This is a genomic window from Amycolatopsis coloradensis (assembly GCF_037997115.1).
Classification (GTDB): Bacteria; Actinomycetota; Actinomycetes; order Mycobacteriales; family Pseudonocardiaceae; genus Amycolatopsis; species Amycolatopsis coloradensis_A.
The window spans coordinates 2,216,884-2,237,514 of sequence record NZ_CP150484.1; the positions used below are offsets into that span (position 1 = coordinate 2,216,884).

Genomic DNA, 20,631 nt, shown 5'->3' on the forward strand with positions numbered 1-20,631 from the left:
CCTTCCCTACTCTCAGGGTAGGGAAGGAGGCCTTCACGGACTCGCGGGTCAGCCCTTCAGGGCTTCCGAAAGCTTGATCCGGCTGCCGACCCGCAGGACGCTGTTCTGATAGATCCGCGCGCCCAGCCAGGTGAACAGGGCGATGGCGCCCACGGTCAGGCCCAGCGACAGCGCGATCTCCCACGTCTCGACGGTCCCGGCGGCGATCCTGGCGGGCATCAGCACCGGGGAAAGCAACGGCACCAGGGAAAGCACCTTCGTGCCCGTGCCCTCCGGCGCCTGCGCCAGCAGGTTGAACCCGACGACGAAGCCGAGGATCAGCACGATGTTGACCGGGCCGATCACGGACTGGGTGTCCTCCTGCCGGGAGACCAGCGAACCCATGGCGCCGTAGACGGTGGCGTACAGCAGGAACCCGAGCAGGTACCACAGCACACCCCACAGCAGCGCGCTCGTCGCGACCCCGGACAGCGTCAGCACGTCGGTCGCGGACGCGACGACGAACCCGGCACCGCCGATGATCACCAGCTGCGTCAGCCCGACCAGGCCGAGCCCGATCACCTTGCCCAGCAACAGATGCCACGGCCGGACCGTGGACAGCAGGATCTCCACCACGCGGCTGGACTTCTCCTCGACCACGCCCTGCGCGACCAGCGTCCCGTAGGTCACGATGCTCATGTACAGCAGCACCGCCACGATCAGCCCGATCACCATCCGCTGTGACTTCTCCGGGTCCGGCGGTTTGATCGAGTCGACCTCGACCTGGGTCTGGTGGACCGTGCGCATCACCTCGTCCGGCGACTTCTGGGCCTCGGAAAGGATGCCGTTCAGCACTTCCTGCTGGGACACGCCGTTCAGCAGGGAACGCAGCTTCGTGTCCAAATCGGACTTGACGAGCACTTTCAGCTCGGTGGCGTTGCCGGACAGCAGCGCGTCCAGATCGCCGTTCTCGACCTGAGACCGGCCTTGCGCCGGATCGGCGACGGTGACGGTCTCGATCTTCTCGCCGATCGCCTCGCCCGCTGTCTTGAGCTGCTGCGCGATCCCGGCGGTCTGGCCGGTGAGCCCGACCTTGCTCTTGTCCTCGTTGCTGATCAGCGTGGACTGCAGCAGGACGTACCCCATCAGCATGACCAGCAGCACGGCGGTGCCGACCACGAAGGACCTGGTGCGCAGCCGGGTGTTCAGCTCGCGTTTGGCGATGAGCCAGACCGCGCGCCACGAAGATACGGTGTTCATGCGGAAACTCCCTGTGCCGCCGGCTTCTCGGCGACCGCGTCGCGGAAAAGCTCGGTCAGCGAACGCCTGCGTTTGGTGAACTCGGTGACCGGGCCGGTGGCCAGCGCCGCGGCGAGCACGGCCTGATCGTCGGCGCCCGCCTCGAGTTCGAGGATCGTCGTCGAGCCGTTCTGTTCGACCGTCCGGACACCGGGGACGGAGGAAGCCCAGCCGGGCGCGGCGGCGGGCGCGGTGACGACGAGACCGTTGCCCGCACCGGCGGTCAGCTCCCCGACGGTGCCGGAGGCGACCATCCGTCCACTTCGGATGATGCCGACCCGGTCGCACAGCCGCTCGACCAGATCCAGCTGGTGACTGGAGAACACCACCGGCACGCCGGTCGCGGCCTTCTCGCGCAGCACCCCGCTCATCACGTCCACGGCCAGCGGGTCGAGGCCGGAGAACGGCTCGTCCAGCACGAGGACCTTCGGATCGTGCACCAGCGCGGCGGCGAGCTGCACGCGCTGCTGGTTGCCGAGGCTCAGCTTCTGCACCTCGTCCTTGCGCCGTTCGGTCAGCCCGAGCCGGGCGATCCAGTTCTCGGCGCTGCGATGGGCGTCGTTGGTCGACATCCCGTGCAGCTCGGCGAGATAGACCAGCTGTTCCAGCACCTTCATCTTCGGGTACAGCCCGCGTTCCTCTGGCATGTACCCGATGTGGGTGCGGGTCTCGTGGGTGATCGGGGCGCCGTCGAAGCGCACCTGGCCGGAGTCGGCCGCGAGCACCCCGAGCACGATCCGCATCGTGGTGGTCTTGCCCGCGCCGTTGCTGCCGACGAACCCGAACAGCTCACCGGGCTGGACCTCGAAGCTCACCTCGTCCAGCGCGACCTTCGCGCCGTACTTCTTGGAGATCCGGTCGATCTCCAGCTTCCCCTCGCTCATTTCCACTTCCCCTCTTCGAAATACCGCACCAGCGCCGCGAATCCCCGATGGACGCCGGAAACCGTGCGGTTCCGTTCGATCAGCCCATCCAGCTTGACGTTGCTCACCACCGAGCTGGCCCGGTACACCAGGACCGCCCGGCCCGCGCCGGCGAGGACCCCACCCGCGACCAGCACGACGGCGACCACGCCGATGGACAGCTTGTGCCGCTTCTTGTCCCCGGTCATGCCGGAGCCACCCCCTCGAAGTCTTCAGGGTCGTCGTCCGGCAGCCGCCAGGCGAGCCACAGCGCCGGTAGCGACGTCCCGAAGACGAACAACGCCGCTGTCATCGCGGACAGCAGCGAACCGGAATCCGGTTGCCCCGCCGCGTAGAGCCCGTACCCGAGATCCACCAGCATCAGCACGCAGATCCCCTGGAACGCAGCGTAGTGCGCGCGGTTTCGCAGCAGCAGCTCGCGTTCGTCGAGATCCTTCGCCGCGGAGCCGGGTCTGCCGACGGCCTTGCGCAGCACCGCCGCGGTGCCGACGCAGAGACACAGCCCGGGCCCCATCAGGCCAACGGCGAACCACAAGGTCGGCTCGCGCAGCAGGGCGGCACCGGCGATCACGACCAGATGGCCGATCACGGCCGCGACGGCGAGACGACGGCGATCCGATCGCGTGCGGGTGGTGGTCATGCGGGGAGCACCCCTTCGAAGTCTTCAGGGTCGTCGTCCGGCAGCGACCAGCCCAGGATGACGGCGGACACCGTGGTGCCGGTGATCAACAGCGCGCAGGCCATCATCGCGCCACCGGCCTTGGGGCCGGGGACCAAGAGGCCGTAAAGCACCGCGAACAGCATCAGGGCCACCAGGATCTGATAGCTGACATAGGTGACGCGGTGGCGCATCTCCCGCTCGCGTTCGTCGAGCCGCATCGAGAAACCGCCGCTCATCTTGCCGGTGAGGATGCGCAGCAGGTACTGGGCTCCGCCCGCCACGACACCCCCGCCGAGCCAGCACGCGAGGAAGGCCCCCGTCTGCCCTGTCTGGTAGAGGGCCGCTCCGGCGATCAGGATCAGATCGCCGGCGACCACCAGCACACTCAACGCTCGCCGCCGTTTCCGCGTGCGCCAGGTCGGCAGCTTCAGCGCTCGCTTGCGTTCCACCTCGTCCAGCCGTTCCTGCTGGCGCTCCCAGTACGCCGCGAGGCGGCCTCGCTCCTCACTCATGTTCCCCCCTCCCGGTAGACCTGAGTGGACAGCGGCGTGAACGGTTCGCGGCTGAACACGGCCTCGACCGGGAGGTCGAACACCGCGCAGATGCGGAACGCCAGGTCCAGGCTCGGGTAGTGGTCCCCTCGTTCGAGCGCGCCGATGGTCTGCGGGTTGACCTCGACGGCCGCCGCGAGGGCGGCCCTGCTCAGTCCGCGCTCCGCCCGGAGCACGGGAAGCCGGTTGTAGATCGGCAGCTCTTTGCCGCGTCTGACCGGGCTCATGGAACATACTGTTGCAAAAACCCAACGAACCGTCAAGTTGAGGGCGCGCTTCACCGCATTCAGAGGACTACATGCGGAGGGTCAGGAGAGGCCGGCGAGTGATTTGTCGACAAGCTCCTGGACGCGGCCGCGGGCCGCCTCGGCGTCCGGGGCGACCAGGCCGAGCCGGGTGCGGCGCTCCAAGACGTCCTCGACGTCGAGAGCGCCCTCGTGCCGCACGGCCCAGACGACTTCCGCCGCGCTGATCTCGGTCCCGTCGAACAGGGGCAGGCCCAGTTCCTGATCGACTTCGCCGAGTGCCGCGACCCGCGGTGCTTCGGTGCCGTACTTCGCGACCAGCCGAGCTGGAGCGTCCACAGTGGACAGACGGCTCCGTGGTGTCGCGCCGAGCAGCGGGAGCCGGGACGTGGTCGACGGTCCGGCGAGGAGCCCGGATCGTTTCAGCGCCGCGTCGACGGCGTCCTCGGCCATCTTCCGGTACGTCGTCAGCTTGCCGCCCACGACGGTGAGCACGCCGTCGGCGCCGGTCACCACCGCGTGCTTGCGCGAGAGGTCCGCGCTGCGCCCGCCGCCGCCCTCGACCAAAGGCCGCAGCCCGGCGAACGAACCCGCGACGTCGGCACGCGTCAGCGGGCGGGTGAACGCCGTCGACGCCACTTCGAGCAGGAAGTCCACATCGGACTCCGGCACGGACGGCACCCGCGGGACCGGGCCGTCGGTCGGCTCGTCGGTGACCCCGACGAACACCCGGCCGTCCGGTTGCGGCAGCAGGAAGACGAAGCGGTTGTTCTCGCCGGGGACGGGCACGTTGACCGACGTCGCGCCGATCAGTGCCGCTCCCGAAGCCAGGATGAGATGCGAACCGCGGGAAGGCCGCAGCCGCACGGATTCCGCGAGTTCGCCCGCCCAGACGCCGGTCGCGTTGATCACCTGACGTGCGCGGATCTCGATCTCCCGCCCGGTGAGCCTGTCCCTGGCCAGCACCGATTCCGCGTCGAGCCTGAGCGCCTCGACCCTCGTCAGGATCTTCGCGCCGCGTGACGCCGCCGTGCGCGCCAGGCTCACCACGAGCCGCGCGTCGTCGGTCAGCGCGCCGTCGTAGGCCAGCAGCGCGCCGCGCAGGCCTTGAGGGGACAGACCGGGCGCGAGCGCCAGAGCCTCCGCGGCCGGGATCGACCTCGGCCGGGGCAGCACCGACGCCGGGGTCCCGGCCGCGCGGCGGAGGCCGTCACCGGCGACGAGGCCGGTCATGATGAACGCTTGCTGGCCGCGGGAGGTCTTGCGGTACATCGGGAAGAGCTGCGGGATCGCCCTGGTGAGATGCGGGGCGGTGCGGGTCATCAGTATCCCGCGTTCGACGGCGCTTTCGTGCGCCAGCGCCAGATCGCCCTTGGCCAGATACCGGAGGCCGCCGTGGACGAGCTTGCTGGACCAGCGTGACGTCCCGTATGCCAGGTCGTACGCCTCGATCAGGGTCACCGAGAGGCCGCGCGCGGCCGCGTCCAGCGCGATCCCCGCGCCGGTGACACCACCGCCGACCACCACCAGATCGACCCGCTCGCCGCCGGCCAGCGCCGTGAGTTCCCGGTCGCGCCGCAGAGCGTTGAGCGAGCCCGGCGTCACGGCCGCAACGCCGCGTCGAGTACGTGGGCGAATTCCGCCATCAGCTCCTTCTCGTTCACGTCCGAGGTGGCGGGGCGGTACGAGAACGCGAAGGACTGGATGAGCAGCAGCAGGGTGCGCGCCTGCGAAGGCAGGTCGCCCTTGCGGATCGAGCCGTCTTCGTGGCCCGACTTCAGCAGGTGCAGGATCACGCCTTCGGCGAAGCGCTGGGTCTTCCCCAGCCGCTCGACGATGTAGGGCAGGACCAGTTCGGAGTCGAGGTCCAGCAGGGTGCGGAACAGCGGGTCGCCCGACAGCGCGGCGACGGCGGCGGACGAACTCTGTACGAGCTTCTCGCGGAAGTTGGCGGGCTCGACCTCCGGCTCGGCGGCGCCCTGGAGCAGGCCGCCGAACTCGCGGGTCATGAGGGTCGCGAGCACGCTGCGCACGTCAGGGAACCGGCGGTAGACGGTCATCCGGCTGACCTTCGCGGTACGGGCGATCTCGGCGAGGGTGGTCCGCCTCACGCCGACGGCGAGCACGCACTTCTTCGCGGCGTCGAGCAGAACGTCGTCGGACACACGCGTGGAGGCCTGGCGGGATCGCGTGTCCGCCAGCGCCGAAACGCCTGTTTCCGCAGGTGAGTGACGTTTTACGTCCATATGTAACACTGTAGTCGTGACGGAGCTTATTGACCACCGGTTAAGACGATCCTGGACGCCCGAAGGCGGTGACGCGGCCCACCTTCCGGCGAAGGCCTTGCGGTGGCTCGTCCAGCGTATCGGTCCGCTGGGCTCCGCGGCGCCCCTCGCGCCCGATTCGGCGCTGTCCGTTCCCGATTCGGCGCTGGGCGAACAGCCGAAACGAGACCTCGAGGAACTCGTCGGCGCCGAACACGTCCTGCCGGCACCGGGGGAACGGCTCGCCAGGGCCAGTGGTCTGTCCTATCTGGACCTGGTGCGGCGGCGCGGGTTCGGTGATTTTCCGGTGCCGGACGCCGTCGTACTGCCGGAGAATCCCGCCGAAGTCCAGTCGGTACTGGAAATCTGCGCACGGCACGACGTCGGCGTCGTCCCGTTCGGCGGCGGGACGTCGGTGGTCGGCGGGGTCGCGGCGCTGCGCGGGGACAAGAGCGCGGTGATCGCGCTCGACCTCACCAGGCTCGGCGAACTGGTCTCCGTCGACCCGGTCTCCCGGATCGCGGTCCTGCAAGCGGGCGTCACCGGCCCGGAGGCGGACCGGCTGCTCGCCGCGCACGGTTTCACCCTCGGGCACGTTCCCCAGTCCTACGAACGCGCCACCATCGGCGGATTCGCCGCCACCCGGTCCGCAGGACAGGCCTCGTCGGGCTATGGCCGGTTCGAGGACATGGTCAAGGGCGTCCGGCTCGCGACTCCGCGCGGGGAATGGAAACTCGGGGTCGCGCCGGCGTCCGCCGCGGGACCCGATCTGCGGCATCTGGCCATCGGCAGCGAAGGCGCGCTCGGTGTGATCACCGAGGTCGCCCTCCGCGTCCGCCCGGTGCCGGAAGTGCGCCGTTACGAGGGCTATGTCCTGGATGGCTGGGAGAACGGCACCGCCGCGGTCCGCGAACTCGCCCAGCGGCACGCGCTCGCGGACGTCACGCGACTGTCCGATGTGGACGAGAGCGAGGTTTCCCTGGCGCTCAACGACAGCTTGAAGACCAAGGCGCTGCGCCGGTACCTCAAGGCGCGGGGAGTGCACGCGCCCTGCCTGCTGATCGTCGGCTGGGAAGGCGCGTCGAAGCGCGCGGTCGCCCGGCGTCGTCAGGAGACCACCCACGTGCTGGAGGAGTTCGGCGCCGTCCGCATCGGGGCCGCGCTCGGCGAATCCTGGCGCCGCGGCCGGTTCTCCGGACCTCGGCAACGGGACGCCTTGATGGACAACGGTGTCTGCGTCGAAACCCTCGAAACCGCCGCGTTCTGGACGGAACTGAGCGACCTGCGCGACGCCGTCCGTGCCGCGCTCACCGCGACGCTCGGCAACGCCATCATCATGTGCCACGTTTCGCACGCGTACGAAACGGGCGCGTCGCTGTACTTCACCGTGCTCACCGCCCGTGACGAGGCCGACCCGGTCGGCCAATGGCAGCGGGCGAAGGCGGCGGCGTCGGAGGCGATCACCGGGATCGGCACGATCTCGCATCACCACGCCGTCGGCGTCGACCACGCGCGCCATCTGGCGGCGGAGATCGGCGAGATCGGCGTCGAAGTGTTGCGAGCGGCGAAGAAAGCCGTCGACCCGACCGGGATCCTCAATCCCGGGAAGCTTCTCTGAGCCTGTCGGCGGAGCTGAGAGACTCTTTCGGAAAGTGACTCGACGCGTGAACCCGCCCGGCCGAAGGCTCCGCTATCGCGGTGGCAGGGCGCCTTCGGCACCTTCGTGAGCTGGACGATCAAGTCTCGCCCTGCCGACGTCGATCGCGGACGCGGGTTCACCACCAGATCCGCTGACCAGCGTCCCGGCCTCGACCAGCGTGCAGTCCAGACCGTGCGTTTCGGCGGGGATGCCTTGCAGTGCCGCGGCGCGGCGCTGTTCGAGGTCGGCGACGCGGATATGCCTGCCGTCCACCAGGATCGGCAGGCGGATGTCCGCGGCGCCGACGTAGGCCACGACGTCGTCGAGCACGGTGCCGTCGTCGAGGGTGATGGCCGGGGCGGTCAGCCGCACCAGGTTGTAGCGCTGTCCTTTGCCCTCGCATTTGTCGAGCACGGCCAGCTGGCCGGGCGTCGCGAACCAGACGGCGTGCTCCTCGACGACGCCCGGCGCGGCGGCGAGCGTCGCGGGCCGTTGCCCGTCCCGGAACCGCAGGCCGGATGCCCAGACCGCGGCGAGATCGGTGCAGCGCGCGTGGCAGACGACGACCGGACCGGTCAGGCCCATGTTCTCCCGCAGCCAGGTGATCTTGGACGGGCACGCGTTCGAACCGTAGGCGAGCACGGCCTGGCGTTCGCGCCAGCCCTCCGGCGCGGTGTCGAGGCTGTGCCCGGCGCCGTCGAAGTGGACGAACGAATGCCCCGGCCGCGCTCCCGGATACGGATCGGCCGGGAAATCGGCGTCGGTGAAGAGCTTCACCACGTCACCACGCTGCGGAGGACGTCGCCGCGGTGCATGCGCTCGAAGGCCTGCTCGACGCCGTCGAGGGCGATCCGCTCGGTGACGAACTTGTCGAGCGGCAGCCTGCCCTGGAGATAGAGGTCGATCAGCATCGGGAAGTCGCGTGAGGGCAGGCAATCGCCGTACCACGACGACTTGAGCGAGCCGCCGCGCGAGAAGAAGTCGATCAGTGCCACGTCCAGCCGCATGTCCGGGGTCGGGACGCCGACGAGCACGACCGTGCCCGCCAGATCGCGGCCGTAGAACGCCTGCCGCCACGTTTCGGGCCTGCCGACCGCGTCGATCACGACGTCCGCGCCGAACGAATCGGTGAACTCCCGGATCGCCTCGACGACCTGCTCTTCGCTCAGCCCCTTGCTGTTCAGCGTGTGCGTGGCGCCGAAGTCCTTGGCCCAGGCGAGTTTCCGGTCGTCGGTGTCGACGGCGACGATGGTCTTCGCGCCGGCCAGGTTCGCCCCGGCGATCGCGGCGTCGCCGACGCCGCCGCAGCCGATGACCGCGACGGAATCGCCGCGGCTCACCGCTCCGGTGTTCAGCGCCGCGCCGAGACCAGCCATCACCCCGCAGCCGAGCAGCCCGGCGACGGCCGGTTCGGCGGCGGGGTCGACCTTCGTGCATTGTCCACTGTGGACCAACGTCTTCTCGATGAACGCGCCGACGCCGAGCGCGGGCGACAATGCGGTGCCGTCGGCCAGCGTCATCGGCTGGGCGGCGTTGAACGTCGAGAAGCAGTACCAGGGCTTGCCCCGGCGGCAGGCCCGGCAGGTGCCGCAGACCGCGCGCCAGTTCAGGATCACGTAGTCGCCCGGTTCGAGGCCGGTGACGCCGTCGCCGACGGCCTCCACGAAGCCCGCGGCCTCGTGGCCGAGCAGGAACGGGAACTCGTCGTTGATCCCGCCCTCGCGGTAGTGCAGGTCGGTATGGCAGACGCCGCACGCCTTGACCGAGACGACGGCCTCGCCGGGCCCGGGATCGGGCACCGTCACGGACTCCAGCGAGACCGGTTCACCCTTGGCGCGGGAAACGACGCCTGGGACCTCGTACGGCATGCCCACCTCCGAGTCGTCCGTCCATGCCCCCGCCGCCGCCCTCAGCGGACGCGCCGCGCGCGCAGAAATCGATCCACCGAGCTTGCCACGCGGGCGGCCCGGATCGCGACATCCGCTCGGGTGGGGAACCTCCATCCATGCCCCCGCCGCCGCCCTCAACGGACGCGCCGCGCGCGCAGAATCGATTTAGTGCCCCGGCGTGATGATGTAAGCGACGCCGCCGGGACCACTGGAAACGCCGCCATTCGTGTTGTACCGCTTGGTGCGCTGCCAGATCGTCTCGAACTGGTGTCGTTTGTAGACATTTCGGACCCGGTCGTTGCTGTTGGCGGCCGGGTCGTTCGCGATCACGTCACCGTCCTTCGTGAAGCCGACGACGACCATGATGTGCCCGGCGGTGCCGTAGCCCGCGCCGTCGAGTTCCTCGGCCTTGAACGACTGCGACGTGATCACGGGGATGCCGCGCGCGATGTAGTTCTCGAGTTCGTTCAAGGAGTGCAAACGGGTGATGTGCCCACGCAGTCCGAGTGAAGCGGCGTACGCGGTGTTGAACGGCCAGTTGCCGGTTCCGTCGTAGGCGTAGTCGAACGTGTAGCGGGCGGCGTACGCGACGGTCGGATCGACGTAACCCTCCGGGATCCACTTCATGTCCTCGGGCTTGGGCCGTTTGCCCCAGTATTCGGCGACCATTTCGGTGGACGTCGGGCTGCACCAGTTCTCGCCGCCGCCGCCGTACTCCGGGAACTGTCCTTTGTGGAGGTTCTGTGCGTAGGCGGGCACCTTGAGCTCGATCCCGGTGGCGCGGCCCGGTTTCGTCGCCTGCACCTCGAAGCGGTCCGGGACCAGCGACGTCATCGCACCGACCGACGTCACCGACGGCGTGGCGTGGGAACCGGCTTCGCGGTACAGGCTGACCCGCAGCTGGTACGAGCGGAGCGCGACACCGGCCTTCATGACCAGCGTGTCGACGTCGACCGCGGCGTTGGCGTCGTTCTGGCCGTCGACGCTGGTGCGTTTGATGTCGGCGTCCCCGCTGGCCCACCGGCCCATGACGTACCAGGACGTCTCCGTGCCCGTGGCGGTGCGGCCCTTCGCCTCGACCTTGATCCAGGTCTTCGCGGGCGTCTTCGCGTTCCACGAGGCGACCAGCTGCGAGGCGTCGAAGCCCTGCGTGTGGCTCCTCGACGTCCACTGGCCGTATTCGTAGGTCTTCGTGGTGCCGAGCGTGGGTTCGGTGTGCTCGACGGTGCCGATCGGGCGGTCGATGCGCAGCGCGCCGTGGTCGAGGCCGAGCCCTTCGAGCCTGCCGTCACGGAAACCGTGGTGACCGGACCATTCGTGGTAGTCGATCGACTCGTCGTCCGGGCGGCCGGGACCGGCCTCCGCCGTCTGTGCCGCCACCGCGGTCATCGTCGCGATCGTCAGCAGCGTGACCAGCCCTCGTATGCGCATCCCCGCTCCGTCCCTCGTGTCCACCCAGTAGGGAAGGGATTTTCGTCGGTCGCGCGAGGTATGTAAACAGTTACCCCCGATCGCACGAGTTCCGCCTCCAAGCACGTGCTCGCGTGATCGAAGGCGTAACTCGCGTGATCGAAGGCGGAACTCAGGCGAGCGGGTGCGGCAGGAGGAGTTCGGTGTTCTGGTCTTGGGCGGTACCGACGGCGGAAAGCGAGGCGTGGATGTCGTTGTACGAGAACTCCCGGTACAGCGACGCAAGCGCTTGCGTCGAGGTGTCCGAGTACGAAGCCTCGTACGGGGCCTCCGCCTCGATCAGGGTCGTGAACAGCGACAATGTGCCGTCGGCGTTGTCGGCGACCTCGATGATCCGCGCGTGCTGCGGGAAGTCGATGTGCGAAGCGGTGTTGATCTCCCAGAAGCCCTGCTTCGCGGTTTTGCCGGCGTGCGGGGTGATCTTGTTGTGGTGCGTGTGCCCGTTGACCCACGCCAGCACGTTCGGGAACCGGTGCAGCAGCGAGACGAACGTGTCGCCGTTGAGCCGGAGCTCCAGCGGGTGGCGCGCGTCCGGCAGCACGTTGCCCATGGTGTCGCTGGTGTGGTGGCTGAACAGGATGAACAGCTCGTCCGTCACGTTCTGCGTGACCTTGCGCCCGAAGAAGTCGTAGTACGTCGAGCTGTTGCGCTTGAGCGTGTTCTCCACCCAGGTGAACTGCCCGAGCCCGATCGATCCGTCGGCCAGCCCGGCCATCGTCGTGGTGTCGAGGCTGATGCCGGTGATCCCCGGCGCGATGCGGAAGGTGTAGTACACGTTCCGCCCGTCGGCGTTGTTCTCGCTGAACCCGTGGCCGACCGGGCCGGGTCCGGTGTTGTCGGAGTCGAGGTGGTGCCGCACGAACTCCGCGGTGCTGAAGGGCCGCCGTCGCTCGTCCGGGGTGATCTCGCGGATGGTGCCCGAGCCGCCGAACAGCTCCGTGACCGGGACGCCGGAGCCGGACCCGATCGCCTTGGCGAGCTTTCGCGACGTCGTCTCGTCCTTGCCGATCACCTTGAAGCGGCCGGTGTACCAGGCGTCCATTCCCGGAAAGTCCGGCACGGTGCCGACGATGCTGTCGTCGTGGTTGCCGAAGGTGCAGAACCACGGGACGTCGAGGCCGGGCGAGGTGAAGGTGTTCGAGGCCGCGCCGAGCAGGCCGGGCAGTTGCGGGAACCCCTTCTTCGTGTACGCGTCGTCCAGCGTCTTGCCGGGGTTCCAGTAATGCGAGGACCCGGACGTCTGGACGCCTTCGTGCGCGTTCGGGTCGCCCGAGGTCGGGTTCACGGTGCCGCCGTTGAGCACCTTGAGGAACCATTCGAGCTCGATGAGTTCGTGGTTGTCGGTGTTGTCACCGGTGGTGACCATGAAGTCGATCGGCCGTCCGGTGAACGGGCCCGCCTTCAGGCTGTTCACCCGCTCGACCAGCGCTGTCGTCGCGACGGGGCCGAGGGTTTCCTGCGGCCGGTGCGCCGAGCCGACGAACGGGTGAAGGTACTCGAACCGTGCCGGGCTTTCGGCGTCCGTGAAGTGCAGGTCGGTGAACTGCGCGAAGGAGGCCATCGCGCGGCGGCGATCGTCGCGACCGGACTTCGGCGCGGCCAGGTCGCCGCGGACCACGAGCGGCCAGCCGGGGCCCGCGGTCAGCCGCGTGTAGCCCGGTCCGCTGGTCCGCGGGGCCGCCGCGGCTTCGAGCGTGGTGCCCGCGGTGCGCACCGCGCGGGTCGTGGTGCGCGCCAGTGCCCGGTCGAGCGCGTTGGCGGTGGGAGTGCACAGCAGCAGGCCGACGCCGGCGGCGCCGGCCGCGGTGAAGGTGCGCCTCGAGATGACGGACATGGCGGTGCCCCCAGTCGTCGCGGATGGATGTCGCGGAAGGACGATGCCGGAAGACGTTAGCCGTGAGGTGAACGTCAGAAAAGGGTAATGCGAAAATTTGTCACGTTTGGCGGAATACCAAAGAAGCCAAGCGGGCTGGTTACGCTGGCCGCTTGACGAGCGTGGGAGGTGGCCAGGTGGGTGCTTCGGCTTGGTCCGTCCGCGGCCGGTTCGACGGCGATCCGGAAGCGGCGCTGGACGCGATGAAGGCACGCGTCTTCGAGGAGGGCGACTACCTCTGGGAGGAGGACGAACTCGGCCGCCCGGACTCGATCGACGAGCTGTACGAGGTGGAGAGCGTCCAGGAGTCCGGGACCCATTCCGTGCTGGACGTCCACGAGTTCATCAGCGCCACGGGTGAGGACGACTTCGGCACGATCCGGCCCCTGACCGACGCCGAACTCGTGGCGGCCTTCGGTACCGAGGAGCCGTCCGTCGCCGACTTCGACGAACTCGACAAGGCGGGACGGCTGCCGTACGAGCGCCGCCCGCGCTGGAGCGCGAACTGTGCGCTGCTGTACGAGAACGACGTCGCCGTCGAGCTGGCGATCTGGGGTGTCTCAGGGGACTAGAGCCCGCCGTGAGCCATCGCCTGAAGTGTTACCGAGAGTAAGAGGTGTGTGGAAATAGGGACGTTCGATGTCCCTATTTCCACACAGCCCCTCGGACGTCTGTCGTGGCCGGACCGGTCACGCGGGACTGTGTGGATTTCGGGTCATCTAACGCCCCAAAATCCACACAGTCGGACGTCCCGGGGTGACTCCTTGGGTAGGCGAGAGGTGAAGGGGCCCACCGCCGCATCTGACGCGAGGAAAGTCCCCATCGCCCCGTGTGGCGACTAGAGCCGGGCCGCGAGCCCGTCGAGGATCACCTCGACACCCAGCTCGAACAACTCTTCGCCGCTCTGCGCCGCGAAAGCCGGGCCCAGCCTGCCCACATGTGGATAGGCCTCAAACCGTGCGAGAAATCCTTCGTCCGGCTTCCGCGCGGGGAGCGTTTCGACCGACGCGAGTACGTGTGCCGTCAGCAGCCGCGAAATCCCGGCGGTGTCCTCTTCGGAAAACCCCGCCTCCAGCAGGATCCGCGCGGTCGTCTCGATATGGCCAAGCCGGTGTGGCCCGGTAGGTGGCCGCTCGCGCAGCAGCGCGGCCGCGTCCCGGTGACGCAGCAGCAGGGTGCGGAACTGGCGAAGCCCGCTCGCGAGCTGTTCACGCCACGGCAGGTCGCCGTCGATCTCGAAGGCGTCGGCGCAGATCGCCTCGGCGACGAGGTCCAGCAGTTCGGCCTTGTCCTTCACGTGCCAGTACAGCGTCGGCGAGCTGACGCCGAGCTTCGCCGCCAGCCGGCGGGTGCTCAGTTCCGCGAGGCCTGCCTCGTCGAGCAGTTCGACGGCGGCCTCGGTGATCTTGGCGAGGTCGAGCGAGCCTTTGCGAGCCACTCGAGGACTCTATCAGTGATAGATTTATCTCTATCACTGATAGATAATGGGGGAAGTGATGCTCTGGACAGCGAAGATCCGCCTGGTCACGATGCTGTGCTCGATCGTTTTCATCGTCGGGACGACGCTGCAGAACTACGTGATCATCGATCTGGACCTGATCGAGGCGAGCATGCGGCTCAAGGGGGTGGACACCGCCGGCGCGCCCGCGTATCTCGGCGCGTTGAGGCTGGTGGGCAACGTCTTCATCGCCGGAAACGCGCTCGGCCTGCTGGTGTGGTTCCGCCGGCGGTGGCTGTTCTGGCCGGTGCTCGCGGTCAACGTCGCACAGGCGTTCGGCGTGTACGTCGTGCCGTTCGAAGTGCACCGGGCGGCGATCGCCGAACACGGCTGGCCGGGTGTGCTCCCGTCCCTGATCACCGATGGCGGCGCGGTGATCCTGTCGATCGTGCTGATCGTCGCTTACGTGCGTTCGCGGCGGCTCACGCGGACAGGCGACCCAGTTCGGCTTTGACGGCCTCGACGGCGGCCTTGGTCTCGGCGACCGGGTCGGCGCCGTCGCGGGCGATCCGGCCCAGCGCGTCGACGAGCGCGGTGTTCGCCACCGGCGTCCACAGTGGACCGGCGGCACGGCCGTTCTCCTTGACCAGCTTCGCGGCGTCGGCCGCCGCGGCGACCTTGCCGAGCACACTCAGCCGTGCGGGCAGATGGAACCCGAACCTGGTGGCGAACTCCTGCTGGAAGTCGGTGCGCTCCAGCCACAGCCATTTGACGAAGTCCTTGGCGGCGTTGGGGTTCAGGCTCTTGGAATGCACCATCGCGCTCAACCCGCTGACCGGGACGGACGGCGCGCCCGCCGGGTCGAGCCGAGGGAAGGCCAGGACACCGAAGTCGTCCTTCACCGTGTCCTGGATCTTCGGCAGGTTCCACAGCCAGGTCCACTGCATGGCCGTGAGCCCGTCGATGAACGGGAGCGGATCCGCCCAGTCCGTCGAAGCGCCCAGCAGCAGCGAACCGTTGAGCTCGTGGAGTTTCGCGAACACCGTGGCGGCACGCGGATCGTCGAAGCCGACGGATTTCCCGTCCTTGACGTAGTCGAGCCCGGCCGACCACAGCAGCGGCCCGGCCAACGCCGCCGCGCCCGCGTCGTTGCCGGCGAACAGGCCTTTGACGCCGTCCTTGGACAGTTTCTTCGCCGCGTCGACGAGTTCGTCCAGCGTCTGCGGCGGCTGGACCCCGGCCTCCTGCAGGAAACTCTTGCGGTAGAAGAGGACCTGGGTGTCGAGTGCCTGTGGGATCCCGTAGACCTTGCCGTCGACCGTCTGCGCCGCCAGCACCGAGGGGTTGAAATCCCCGCGCACGGGCCCGATCACGTCGTCCAGCGGGACGAGGAGGTTCTGCCGGACGCGGTCGACGGTGACCTGGCCTTCGAAGATGTCGGGGACCGGGCCCGCCTGCAGCGCGGCGTTCAGTTTCGTCTCGTAGTCGTCGGGATTCCACTGCACCGCGACCTTGGACTTCTGGTACGCGGCCGCGTAGCGCGTGACGGCCTCCTGGACGCCGGCCTCGGGATACGGGTGGTACCACTGCGCGAGGTCCACCGGTTTCGGTTTCGGCCTGGTCACGCCGGCGGAGTAGGCCGTCGACGGCGGCGGGTTTCCCGTTTGGACGGTGTTGGATCCGCAGGCGGAGAGCACGGTCGTCCCCGCGAGCGCCAGGAACGTTCGCCTGTTTGCCTTACGCACCAACAAAACCCTTCGCCGAACGCAGTGAAGGCCATCTTCAGGGACCAGCGTCCCTCAAGATGGCCTTCACGGAAGGGCAGGCGCGCGGGAGATTAACCCGTTAGAGCTGACTGACGTCGAGTTTGCCTTCGGAGTGGAACGCCCGCAGCCGCTTCTTGTCGAACTTGCCGACACTGGTCTTCGGGACTTCGTCCACAAAGGTCCAATTCTCCGGGAGCTGCCACTTCGCGACCTTGTCGGACAAGAACTCGCGCAGTTCCTCGGCCGTGGCGCTCTGGCCCTCCTTGAGCACGACGGCGACCAGCGGGCGCTCGTCCCACTTCTCGTCGGGGATGCCGACCACGGCCGCCTCGGCCACCGCGGGATGCGCCATCACCTGGTTCTCCAGATCCACCGAGGAGATCCACTCGCCGCCGGACTTGATGACGTCCTTCGCGCGGTCGGTCAGCGTGAGATAGCCGTCCGGGCTGATCTTGCCGACGTCTCCGGTGCGCAGCCAGCCGTCGTGGAACTTCTCCGGGTCGGGCTCTTCACCGCTCGTGCCGCTGTAGTACGACGCCGCGATCCACGGGCCCTGCACTTCGAGCTCGCCGACGCTTTCGTTGTCCCACGGCAGTTCCTCGCCGTTGTCGCCGATCAGCCTGGCGCTGACGGACGCCGGGAACCGGCCCTGGGTGTAGCGGTAGTCCCACGCCTTCTCGCCGGTCGCGGCGGCGGGCGGACGCGCCACGCTGCCCAGCGGCGACGTCTCGGTCATGCCCCAGGCGTGCAGGATCGGCACGCCGTAGCGGTCCTCGAACGCGTGCATCAGCGACGGCGGTGCCGCCGATCCGCCGACGACGACCTCGCGCAGATGCGAGATGTCCTGCGGGTTCGCGTCGAGGTGGGAGAGCAGGCCCTGCCAGATCGTCGGGACGGCGCCGGCGAAGGTCGGTTTCTCGGCCTCGAGCATCTGGGCGATGGGCGCGGGCTGGAGGAAGCGATCCGGCATGAGCAGCGAGGCGCCGACCATCATCGCCGCGTACGGCATGCCCCACGCCATCGCGTGGAACATCGGGACGATCGCGAGGGCCTTGTCGTGCTGGGCCAGCCGCATGCTGTCGGACATCGTGACCTGCATGGAGTGCAGCCAGATCGACCGGTGGGAGTACGCGACGCCCTTCGGGTCACCCGTGGTGCCCGATGTGTAACACATCGCGGCGGCCGACCGCTCGTCCACCTCGGGCCAGTCGAAGGTGTCCGGCTGGCCGGCCAGCAACTCGGCGTAGGAGTGCACCTGGACGCCGTCCGGCGCCTGGAGGGTGGAGGCGTCGCCGTTGGCCACGATGACGTGACGCACGGTCTTCAGCTCGGGCAGCTGCTTGGCCAGCAGCGGGACCAGTGTGCCGTCGACGATGACGACGTGGTCTTCGGCGTGGTTGGCGACGAAGACGAGCTGTTCCGGGAACAGCCGGATGTTCAGCGTGTGCAGCACCGCGCCCATGGCCGGGATGGCCAGATAGGCGGCCATGTGCTCCGCGTTGTTCCACATGAAGGTGCCGACGCGCTGGTCGCCGGTGACGCCGAGGCTCCGGAGCGCGTTCGCGAGCTTCGCGGCGTGTTTGCCGAGCTCGCCATAGGTCTCGCGGCGGGCCTCTGAACCGGTCCAGGTGATGACTTCGCTCTCGGAGTGCACCGTGGTGCCGTGGCGGAGCAGCCTGCCCAGTGACAGCTGCCCGTCCTGCATCGTGCTCAACATCGCGTACTCCCGTGGTGCTCGTTCTCCGGTGAACTGGGGTTGCGCCGACTCTAATCCGGGAGGGGTGAACCGGTCAGTAACATCGCAGGCAACCGTTCGGTCACAGTGTCGCGCTAACGGGTGTTCGCCGGTTCGGGCCAAGATCATCAATAATTCGTATTTTTCGTGCCATGAAACGAAAAATGGCCGACTGCGCGAAGTGATGACATCGCTCATAAGGGTGATGAACGCGGGCGAATCGCCGCTCGAACGGCGTGTTTCCGCAGGCTGGGGCGGGTTGCCCGCGGCGTGGTCGAGGGGTAATAAGTGCGTGTCGGTTTCACGGCCGAGGAACGGGTGGCGTTTACTGGAGCCGTGGTACAGAGACGGCTGGCCAGCGCTTGCTCTTGCAAGCATGGTTTAAAGGCCGTCGGCCGCGAAAGCGGAGACCTGAGATGAAAGGACTACTACGTTGGCTCTGCCCACGTTGACTCCGGAGCAGCGCGCCGATGCCCTCGCCAAGGCGGCTGAGGCTCGCAAAGCGCGCTCCGAGCTGCTTGCGTCGATCAAGTCCGGCAAGGAGAGCATCGACAAGGTGCTCAAGCAGGCCAAGGAGAACAAGACCATCGGCAAGACGAAGGTCACGCAGCTGCTGAAGGCCGTGCCCGGCCTGGGCGCGGTCAAGGTCGCCGCCCTGCTGGAGCAGGCCGGGATCGACCCGGACCGGCGTGCCGCCGGCCTGGGCGAGCGGCAGCGCGAGGCCCTTCTCGAGGCGCTGAAGTAACGCTTCCGCCCAGGTCACGGGCTGTCCGGGGGAAGGTGTTGCCTGAGAGGCTGTTGCCCGGGCAACACTTTCCCCTGGTCTCAGCCGGAGCCTGGGACGCTGGTGGGGTGACGACCAGTACCGCACCGGCGACCCCGGCAGACCTGGCCGCCCGCTACCAGCGGGGCGACTTCCTCCTGGCCACGGCACGGCACGCGCTCCTCGCGAGCGGGGCCGTGGCCACCGCGACCGAGACCGAGCCGTCGCGGCTGTCCGGGGTGCTCCCCGGGCTGTTCACCGACTCGGGCGCGTCGATCGCGGTCGGTGTGCTGCCGTTCGACACCACCTCGATGCCGGGGCATCTGGTCTTGCCCCGTGCGATCCATCGCGCGTCTTCCGACCACGCGACCGTCCCGCCGCGCACCGCGCTTCCCCGGCCGGTCAAGGTCGCTCCCGTGCCCGAACCCGAGGCGCATCTGGCCGCCGTCCGCGCGGCCGTCTCCGCGCTGAGCGCACGTGACCTGCGCAAAGTCGTCCTCGCCCGAGCGCTCGACCTCGACTTCGAGGAGGCCGTCCCGGTCGCCGAGGTCGTCCGGAACCTGGCGAACGGGAACCCCCGGCACACCACCTACGCCGCGCAGCTGCCCGGCGGCCGCACGCTGGTCGGCGCCACTCCCGAACTCCTGCTCTCCCGCACCGGCGGCGCCGTGGTGTCCCGGCCGCATGCCGGGTCGATGCCCCGGTCCGCGGATCCGGTGATCGACAAGGCGAACGGTGAGGCGCTGCTGGCGTCCGAAAAGGACCACGTCGAACACGCCGTCGTGGTGGAGTCCGTCGTCGAGACGCTGCGGCCGTTCTGCCGCACCCTCGACGTCCGCGGCCCGGAACTCGTCTCCACCCCGGCGATCTGGCACCTCTCGACCACCGTCACCGGCGAGCTGATCGACGAGGACGTCACCGCGCTGGACCTCGCCGCCGCGCTGCATCCGACCCCCGCGGTCTGCGGCACGCCGACCGGGGCCGCGCGCTCACTGGTCCAGGAGCTGGAACCGTTCGATCGCGAGTACTACGCGGGTGCCGTCGGCTGGGTCGACGCGGCGGGGGACGGCGAATGGGCCGTCGGGATCCGGTGCGCGGAAATCGCCGACACCTCCATGCGGCTGTACGCCGGCGGCGGCATCGTGCCCGCCTCCGACCCCCGGACCGAGCTCGACGAGACCTCGGCGAAGTTCCGCACCCTGCTGGCCGCCATGGGGCTGGAGATCTGACGCGTTTCGTCCTCTGAATGCGGTCCTTGCGCGTGCAACTACCGCATTCAGAGGACGNCGGCCACCGGACTCACCGGCGGGTGGTACCGGAACGCCGTCGCACGCACCCCCCGACGGTAGGTCCGCGCGCTTCCGTGGCCTTGCCCGATCGGGAGAACCTTGGGGAGGTCTTAGCGAGGAACCCGCTCGGCCGGCCAGCGCACCTCAGCCACATCGCCCGGCCGGGGCACCTTCAGGAAGAGGCTGAACACCGCGGGCTGCTTGCTCGACAGCTCCAGCCGTCCACCGTCTGCCTCGATGAGCGCGCGAGCGAGCGCGAGCCCGACGCCGGTCGACCCGCCGCCGGAGAAGCCACGTTCGAAGATGTGCGGCGCGAGCTCGTCGGGCACCCCCGATCCGGTGTCGGCGACCTCGATGACGACGGTGCCTTCCGTGTCGCCGCGCCGCGCGGCGAGCGTGACCGTTCCCGCGCCGTGGCGCAGCGCGTTGTCGAGCAGGACGCCGACGACCTCGCGCAACCGGCCCCTTCTTCGCGTGGGTCTCTCTAGTCCTCGTCCTTCTGGTTCCGCATCGCGATCGGGACCCCGGCCAGGTCCTCTTCGTTGCAGAGAAGTTTCACGTCGTAGTACGGCGAACCCTTGCGGTCGTCGTAGTCGAGATGGACGGCCAGCACATCGACCGGTTCCCCGAGCCACTCCTGAGCCTGGCGTAGCCATGTCGCGCACCGTTCGAGCGCCGTGGGCAGGTCGTCGTCGCGGAAGCCCACCGGGCGGTAGGGGACGTCCTGCACCTGATCACGGGGGTTCGAAGGCGCCGGCAACGCCGGCGAGAGACCCGAGTCGTCCAGTTCGAGTTGGATCGTTTGCTCAGTCACCCTTCGAGCGTCCCCCAGAGAAGCCGTCTGAGC

Annotated in this window: 21 protein-coding genes and 1 pseudogene; 5 read left to right on the forward strand and 17 right to left on the reverse strand. The window is 68.7% G+C overall.

Annotated elements, in window-relative coordinates:
* Positions 1-48 precede the first annotated feature (48 nt).
* The 8 genes from LCL61_RS10375 to LCL61_RS10410 form a co-directional block, all read right to left on the reverse strand.
* On the reverse strand, positions 49-1,239 hold the full coding sequence (locus LCL61_RS10375; protein WP_340686643.1) for an ABC transporter permease: 1,191 nt from the start codon (positions 1,237-1,239) through the stop codon (positions 49-51).
* On the reverse strand, positions 1,236-2,162 hold the full coding sequence (locus LCL61_RS10380; protein WP_340686644.1) for an ATP-binding cassette domain-containing protein: 927 nt from the start codon (positions 2,160-2,162) through the stop codon (positions 1,236-1,238). Before LCL61_RS10380 ends, LCL61_RS10375 begins: the two co-directional genes overlap by 4 nt.
* Entirely contained in the window at positions 2,159-2,389 is a 231-nt protein-coding gene (locus LCL61_RS10385; RefSeq protein ID WP_340686645.1) for a hypothetical protein, read from the reverse strand. Before LCL61_RS10385 ends, LCL61_RS10380 begins: the two co-directional genes overlap by 4 nt.
* The gene (locus tag LCL61_RS10390) at positions 2,386-2,841 is read right to left on the reverse strand and encodes a hypothetical protein (RefSeq protein WP_340686646.1); all 456 of its coding nucleotides are present in this window, start codon (positions 2,839-2,841) and stop codon (positions 2,386-2,388) included. The genes LCL61_RS10385 and LCL61_RS10390 overlap by 4 nt, the downstream gene beginning before the upstream one ends.
* Positions 2,838-3,374 (reverse strand): hypothetical protein, encoded by a 537-nt coding sequence (locus LCL61_RS10395; RefSeq protein WP_340686647.1) that lies wholly within the window; start codon positions 3,372-3,374, stop codon positions 2,838-2,840. The genes LCL61_RS10390 and LCL61_RS10395 overlap by 4 nt, the downstream gene beginning before the upstream one ends.
* Positions 3,371-3,640, reverse strand: coding sequence for a helix-turn-helix transcriptional regulator (locus tag LCL61_RS10400; RefSeq protein WP_034308595.1), 270 nt, complete (start codon positions 3,638-3,640; stop codon positions 3,371-3,373). The genes LCL61_RS10395 and LCL61_RS10400 overlap by 4 nt, the downstream gene beginning before the upstream one ends.
* Before the next feature lie 81 nt (positions 3,641-3,721).
* On the reverse strand, positions 3,722-5,263 hold the full coding sequence (locus LCL61_RS10405; RefSeq protein WP_340686648.1) for a glycerol-3-phosphate dehydrogenase/oxidase: 1,542 nt from the start codon (positions 5,261-5,263) through the stop codon (positions 3,722-3,724).
* Entirely contained in the window at positions 5,260-5,823 is a 564-nt protein-coding gene (locus LCL61_RS10410; protein WP_340688542.1) for a TetR/AcrR family transcriptional regulator, read from the reverse strand. Before LCL61_RS10410 ends, LCL61_RS10405 begins: the two co-directional genes overlap by 4 nt.
* 97 nt (positions 5,824-5,920) lie before the next feature.
* Here LCL61_RS10410 and LCL61_RS10415 point away from each other — a divergent pair, with 97 nt between their 5' ends.
* A complete protein-coding gene (locus tag LCL61_RS10415) occupies positions 5,921-7,540 on the forward strand; it encodes an FAD-binding oxidoreductase (protein ID WP_340686649.1) in 1,620 nt (539 codons plus the stop codon).
* A 72-nt stretch (positions 7,541-7,612) separates the two neighbouring features.
* On the opposite strand, the gene LCL61_RS10420 is transcribed toward LCL61_RS10415, so the two are convergent.
* From LCL61_RS10420 to LCL61_RS10435, 4 genes are all read right to left on the reverse strand, one after another.
* Positions 7,613-8,341: a gamma-glutamylcyclotransferase gene (locus tag LCL61_RS10420; RefSeq protein WP_425341993.1), complete on the reverse strand. Its 729-nt coding sequence runs from the start codon at positions 8,339-8,341 to the stop codon at positions 7,613-7,615.
* Positions 8,335-9,429 carry an S-(hydroxymethyl)mycothiol dehydrogenase gene (locus LCL61_RS10425; RefSeq protein WP_340686650.1) on the reverse strand — a complete coding sequence of 365 codons (1,095 nt, stop codon included), beginning with the start codon at positions 9,427-9,429 and terminating at the stop codon, positions 8,335-8,337. Before LCL61_RS10425 ends, LCL61_RS10420 begins: the two co-directional genes overlap by 7 nt.
* Positions 9,430-9,615: 186 nt before the next feature.
* On the reverse strand, positions 9,616-10,881 hold the full coding sequence (locus LCL61_RS10430) for a C39 family peptidase (RefSeq protein ID WP_340686651.1): 1,266 nt from the start codon (positions 10,879-10,881) through the stop codon (positions 9,616-9,618).
* Between the two features lie 151 nt (positions 10,882-11,032).
* Positions 11,033-12,754 (reverse strand): TIGR03767 family metallophosphoesterase, encoded by a 1,722-nt coding sequence (locus LCL61_RS10435; RefSeq protein WP_340686652.1) that lies wholly within the window; start codon positions 12,752-12,754, stop codon positions 11,033-11,035.
* 161 nt (positions 12,755-12,915) lie between these two features.
* On the opposite strand from LCL61_RS10435, the gene LCL61_RS10440 reads away from it, so the two are divergent.
* Entirely contained in the window at positions 12,916-13,365 is a 450-nt protein-coding gene (locus LCL61_RS10440) for a hypothetical protein (RefSeq protein ID WP_233621852.1), read from the forward strand.
* Positions 13,366-13,631: 266 nt separating this feature from the next.
* Here LCL61_RS10440 and LCL61_RS10445 read toward each other — a convergent pair whose 3' ends face one another.
* Positions 13,632-14,231 carry a TetR/AcrR family transcriptional regulator C-terminal domain-containing protein gene (locus LCL61_RS10445; protein WP_340686653.1) on the reverse strand — a complete coding sequence of 200 codons (600 nt, stop codon included), beginning with the start codon at positions 14,229-14,231 and terminating at the stop codon, positions 13,632-13,634.
* A gap of 58 nt (positions 14,232-14,289) precedes the next feature.
* Here LCL61_RS10445 and LCL61_RS10450 point away from each other — a divergent pair, with 58 nt between their 5' ends.
* A complete protein-coding gene (locus LCL61_RS10450; RefSeq protein WP_340688543.1) occupies positions 14,290-14,745 on the forward strand; it encodes a hypothetical protein in 456 nt (151 codons plus the stop codon).
* On the opposite strand, the gene LCL61_RS10455 is transcribed toward LCL61_RS10450, so the two are convergent.
* Both LCL61_RS10455 and LCL61_RS10460 read right to left on the reverse strand, forming a co-directional pair.
* Positions 14,714-15,976 carry an ABC transporter substrate-binding protein gene (locus LCL61_RS10455; protein ID WP_340686654.1) on the reverse strand — a complete coding sequence of 421 codons (1,263 nt, stop codon included), beginning with the start codon at positions 15,974-15,976 and terminating at the stop codon, positions 14,714-14,716. The genes LCL61_RS10450 and LCL61_RS10455 overlap by 32 nt on opposite strands.
* 100 nt (positions 15,977-16,076) lie before the next feature.
* Entirely contained in the window at positions 16,077-17,714 is a 1,638-nt protein-coding gene (locus LCL61_RS10460; RefSeq protein WP_340686655.1) for a long-chain fatty acid--CoA ligase, read from the reverse strand.
* Between the two features lie 451 nt (positions 17,715-18,165).
* On the opposite strand from LCL61_RS10460, the gene mihF reads away from it, so the two are divergent.
* Entirely contained in the window at positions 18,166-18,477 is a 312-nt protein-coding gene (mihF, locus tag LCL61_RS10465; protein ID WP_005155963.1) for an integration host factor, actinobacterial type, read from the forward strand.
* 107 nt (positions 18,478-18,584) lie between these two features.
* Positions 18,585-19,724 carry an isochorismate synthase gene (locus LCL61_RS10470; protein WP_340686656.1) on the forward strand — a complete coding sequence of 380 codons (1,140 nt, stop codon included), beginning with the start codon at positions 18,585-18,587 and terminating at the stop codon, positions 19,722-19,724.
* A gap of 170 nt (positions 19,725-19,894) precedes the next feature.
* Here LCL61_RS10470 and LCL61_RS10475 read toward each other — a convergent pair.
* Positions 19,895-20,248, reverse strand: a pseudogene (locus LCL61_RS10475) (sensor histidine kinase); the annotation flags it as partial.
* Between the two features lie 20 nt (positions 20,249-20,268).
* A complete protein-coding gene (locus tag LCL61_RS10480; RefSeq protein ID WP_340686657.1) occupies positions 20,269-20,598 on the reverse strand; it encodes a hypothetical protein in 330 nt (109 codons plus the stop codon).
* Positions 20,599-20,631: the final 33 nt, after the last annotated feature.

Coding starts and splice junctions, on each gene's coding strand:
- LCL61_RS10460 (WP_340686655.1), bottom strand. CDS start 17,714: ATGTTGAGCACGATGCAGGACGGGCAGCTGTCACTGGGCAGGCTGCTC.
- LCL61_RS10395 (WP_340686647.1), bottom strand. CDS start 3,374: ATGAGTGAGGAGCGAGGCCGCCTCGCGGCGTACTGGGAGCGCCAGCAG.
- LCL61_RS10430 (WP_340686651.1), bottom strand. CDS start 10,881: ATGCGCATACGAGGGCTGGTCACGCTGCTGACGATCGCGACGATGACC.
- LCL61_RS10375 (WP_340686643.1), bottom strand. CDS start 1,239: ATGAACACCGTATCTTCGTGGCGCGCGGTCTGGCTCATCGCCAAACGC.
- LCL61_RS10435 (WP_340686652.1), bottom strand. CDS start 12,754: ATGTCCGTCATCTCGAGGCGCACCTTCACCGCGGCCGGCGCCGCCGGC.
- LCL61_RS10385 (WP_340686645.1), bottom strand. CDS start 2,389: ATGACCGGGGACAAGAAGCGGCACAAGCTGTCCATCGGCGTGGTCGCC.
- LCL61_RS10380 (WP_340686644.1), bottom strand. CDS start 2,162: ATGAGCGAGGGGAAGCTGGAGATCGACCGGATCTCCAAGAAGTACGGC.
- LCL61_RS10400 (WP_034308595.1), bottom strand. CDS start 3,640: ATGAGCCCGGTCAGACGCGGCAAAGAGCTGCCGATCTACAACCGGCTT.
- LCL61_RS10450 (WP_340688543.1), top strand. CDS start 14,290: ATGCTCTGGACAGCGAAGATCCGCCTGGTCACGATGCTGTGCTCGATC.
- LCL61_RS10390 (WP_340686646.1), bottom strand. CDS start 2,841: ATGACCACCACCCGCACGCGATCGGATCGCCGTCGTCTCGCCGTCGCG.
- LCL61_RS10425 (WP_340686650.1), bottom strand. CDS start 9,429: ATGCCGTACGAGGTCCCAGGCGTCGTTTCCCGCGCCAAGGGTGAACCG.